Annotated in this window: 3 protein-coding genes; all 3 read right to left on the bottom strand. The window is 70.6% G+C overall.

The window, feature by feature from the left end:
• Window positions 1–204, bottom strand: a 204-nt coding sequence (locus ACYVE7_RS31080; protein WP_460369756.1) for a Mur ligase domain-containing protein, incomplete at its 3' end; no start/stop codon positions are given.
• On the bottom strand, window positions 201–1697 hold the full coding sequence (locus ACYVE7_RS31075; RefSeq protein WP_460369755.1) for a UDP-N-acetylmuramoyl-L-alanyl-D-glutamate--2,6-diaminopimelate ligase: 1497 nt from the start codon (window positions 1695–1697) through the stop codon (window positions 201–203). The genes ACYVE7_RS31080 and ACYVE7_RS31075, both read right to left, overlap by 4 nt.
• Window positions 1698–1766: 69 nt before the next feature.
• Window positions 1767–3506, bottom strand: coding sequence for a peptidoglycan D,D-transpeptidase FtsI family protein (locus ACYVE7_RS31070; protein WP_460369758.1), 1740 nt, complete (start codon window positions 3504–3506; stop codon window positions 1767–1769).
• Window positions 3507–3567: the final 61 nt, after the last annotated feature.

Raw genomic sequence — 3567 nt, 5'->3', positions numbered from 1 at the left:
GACGAGCAGGCCCGCCGCGCCCCGCTCGACGGCGGCCGCCGCGAAGTCGCGGCCGCCGGCCTGCTCGCCGACGAACGCCACGAACAGCGCGCCGGGGCCCGCCTCCCGGGAGTCGATCACCGCGGGACCGGTGACCAGGGCGTCGGGGCCGTGCAGCACCCCGCCGGTGAGCTCAGCGACCTCACTCAGACTGATTTCGATCACTGGGCTTCCCTGATGGTCTGGGCGAGGATCTCGCGGTCGTCGAAGGGGATGACCCGGCCGGCCACGTACTGGCCCTGCTCATGGCCCTTGCCCGCGACGACCAGCACGTCGCCGGCGGCGGCGCGGGACACCGCCTCGCGGATCGCGGCCGCGCGGTCGAGATGGACGATCAGTTCGGCCCGCTCCGACTCGGGCACCTTCAACACACCCTCGATCATCGCCTGGACGATCGTCAGCGGGTCCTCCGAGCGCGGGTTGTCGTTGGTGAGGACCACGACGTCGGCCAGCCGCGCCGACGCCTCCCCCATCAGTGGACGCTTGCCCTTGTCGCGGTCGCCGCCGCAGCCCAGCACGATGATCAGCTTGCCGCGGGTGACGGGCCTGAGCGTCGCCAGGATCGCTTCGACGGCGCCCGGTTTGTGCGCGTAGTCGACGAGCGCCGCGTACTCCTGCCCCTCGTCGATCCGCTGGAGCCGGCCCGGCACCCCGGCCGCCTCGCCGATCCCGTCGACGACCCGGTGCAGCGGCAGCCCCGCCTCGACCAGCGCGACGATCGCGCCGAGCGCGTTCGCCACATTGAACGGGCCCGGGATGCCGACGTAGGCGTCGGCCTCTATCCCGCCGGGGCCGACCACCCGGAACACGCTGCCGTCGGCGCCCAGCCGGACGTCCTCGGCACGCCAGTCGGCGGCGCGGTCACCGCCGGGCGAGAAGGTCGTGACGGGCACCTCGGCGATCTCCGCGAGCTGCCTGCCGTACTCGTCGTCCAGGTTGACCACGCCCGCCCGGCTGTAGGCCCGGGTGAACAGCTTCGCCTTGGCCGCGAAGTAGTCCTGCATGGTCGGGTGGTAGTCCAGATGGTCCTGCGACAGGTTCGTGAACAGCGCGACGTCGAACACCGCGCCCCCGACCCTGCCCTGCTCCAGCGCGTGCGAGGAGACCTCCATCGCGATCGCGCCGACCCCCCGCTCCACCGCCGTCGCGAAGATCGCGTGCAGGTCGGTCGCCTCGGGCGTGGTGAGCGCGGACGGCAGCCGCTCCCCCGCCAGGCGTGTCTCCACCGTGCCGATCACCCCGGCGGGCAGTCCCGCACCGAGCAGCCCCGCCTCCATCAGGTAGGCGGTCGTGGTCTTGCCGGCCGTGCCGGTGACCCCGACCAGCAGCAGCCGCGCCGCGGGATCGCCCCACACATAGGCGGCGGCCGCCCCCATCACCGCCCGGACGTCGGCGACGACCAGCACCGGAAGACCGGCCCGCTCGGCCAGCTCCCGGCCCGGCTCGTCGGTGAGGATCGCGGCCGCGCCGTCCCGCGCGGCCTGCGCGGCGAACGACGCGCCGTGGAAGGTCGCGCCGGACAGCGCCACGTACAGGTCACCCGGCCTGACCTTGCGGGAGTCGTGAGTGATCCCGGTGATCTCGCCGTCGGCGGGCGCCAGGCCCAGCCGTTCGGCGAGCCCTGCCAGAGGCCGCGCAGGGGTGCTCGAAGGACGCATTGACTAGCTTTCTCGTACGGACATCGTCTGGTGTGACGCCGTCGAACGCTCCCGGGTTTGCTCCCCGGTCTAGTCGACGGTCAGTTTCATTTGGGGTGCGACCTCGCCGGTGGGCGGAGTCTTCAGGGTCTGGAGAGAGAAACTCAGCAACTCCCTGAACACCGGTGCCGCCACCACGCCACCGTAGTACCCAATTTTCTTCTCGGGGTTCTGCAGCACGACCTGGACCACGGCCTGCGGGTTGTCGGCCGGAGCGAATCCGGCGAACATGCCCGTGTAGCCGTCGTAGCCGCCGAAGGTCCCGTTCCTGTTCTTCAGTTTGTCGTTGTACCGCCACGCCGTGCCCGTCTTGCCGGCCACCCGGTAGTCGCCGAGCTTGGCCTCCTGCCCGGTGCCCTGGTTGACCACGGCCTCCAGCATCGCGGTGAGCTGGTGAGCGGTGTTCTGGCTGACCACGGTGCGAGTGGGGCGCGCGGCGGCGGGAACGAACTTCCCTTGGCCGTCGTAGGTTCCGGCGATGACGGTCGGCTGCACCCGCACCCCGCCGTTGGCGATCGTCGCGTAGACGCTGGCCATCTGGAGGGAGGAGACCGAGATCGTCTGGCCGAAGGCGATCGGCCAGCGGTCCGTGCCGCTCCACTTGCCCGGCGCCTTCAGCATCCCCGCCGTCTCGCCCGGCAGGTTCACCCCGGTCGTCTCGCCGAACCCGAAGGCGCGCAGGCTGTTGTAGAGGTCTTCCTGAGAGAGGGCTGCGCTGGCCATCATCGTGCCGGTGTTGCTCGACTCGGACATGATCCCGGTCAGGGTCAGGTTCTGCGGCTTGCCGTCCGGAGTGTTGTGGGAGTTGCAGAACGGCACCGTGTACTTCCGGATGCAGTACGGCACGCCGCGGAACGGGGTCTCCGGAGTCGCCAGCCCGCGCTCGATCAGCGCCGCCGCAGTGACGATCTTGCCGGTGCTGCCCGGCTCGAACGCCATCTGGACGGCCGGGTTGGCCAGCGCCGCCGCAGGGGCCTTGCCGAAGTTGTTCGGGTCGAAGGTGGGGGTCGAGGCCATCGCCAGCACCCGCTGGTCGGGGGTGAGCACGACCGCGGTCCCCCAGTCGGCCTTGTAGTCCTTGACCGCCTTGGCGATCAGCTCCTCGGCCTTCCACTGGATGTCCTGGTCGATCGTCAGTTTGAGGCCCTGCCCGGCGATCGGCTTCTTGGCCTGGCTCTCGCCCATCGGGATGTGCTGGCCGTCCGCGCCGATCTCGACGTTCTGCCAGCCGCTCGCGCCGCTCAGCTCCTTGTCGTACTCCGACTCCAGACCGGCGCCGCCGACACCGTCCGCCAGGACGAAGCCGATGAGGTTCGAGCCAACCGAGTCCGCGGGGTACACGCGCCGCGACTCGGGGATGGTGCCGATGCCCCGGTACTTGAACGAGGTGACGAGCTTCGCCTGGTCCGGTGGCACCCGGTGGGCCAGCTCGACGTACTCGGTGTCCGGCTTGCCGAGACTCGCGAAGATCTTGGCCGGGTCGGCGCCGAGGATGCTCGCCAACCGGCTCGCGATCTCCTGGCGACGTGACTGGTCGACCCGCTTGGGGTCGGCGAAGATGCCGAAGGCGTCCTGGGTCATGGCCATCGGGGCGCCGTTGACGTCGGTGATGATGCCGCGTTTGGCGGGCAGGTCGATCTTGCGCATCCGCTGCTCGAGCGCCTGCTCGGTGTACTCCTTTGACTTGATCGCCTGGAGCTGCACGAGGCGTCCCGCGAACAACGACAGGATGAAGGCGACGATCAGCAGGCCCGCGTTCAGCCGCTTCATCGGGTTCGACAGGCGGAGCGGCGGCCTGCGGCGCGGCGGCGGACGGCGCGGGGCGCGCGGC

This window comes from Actinocorallia lasiicapitis (assembly GCF_054778695.1).
This window is presented reverse-complemented; position numbering and strand designations above follow the sequence as displayed.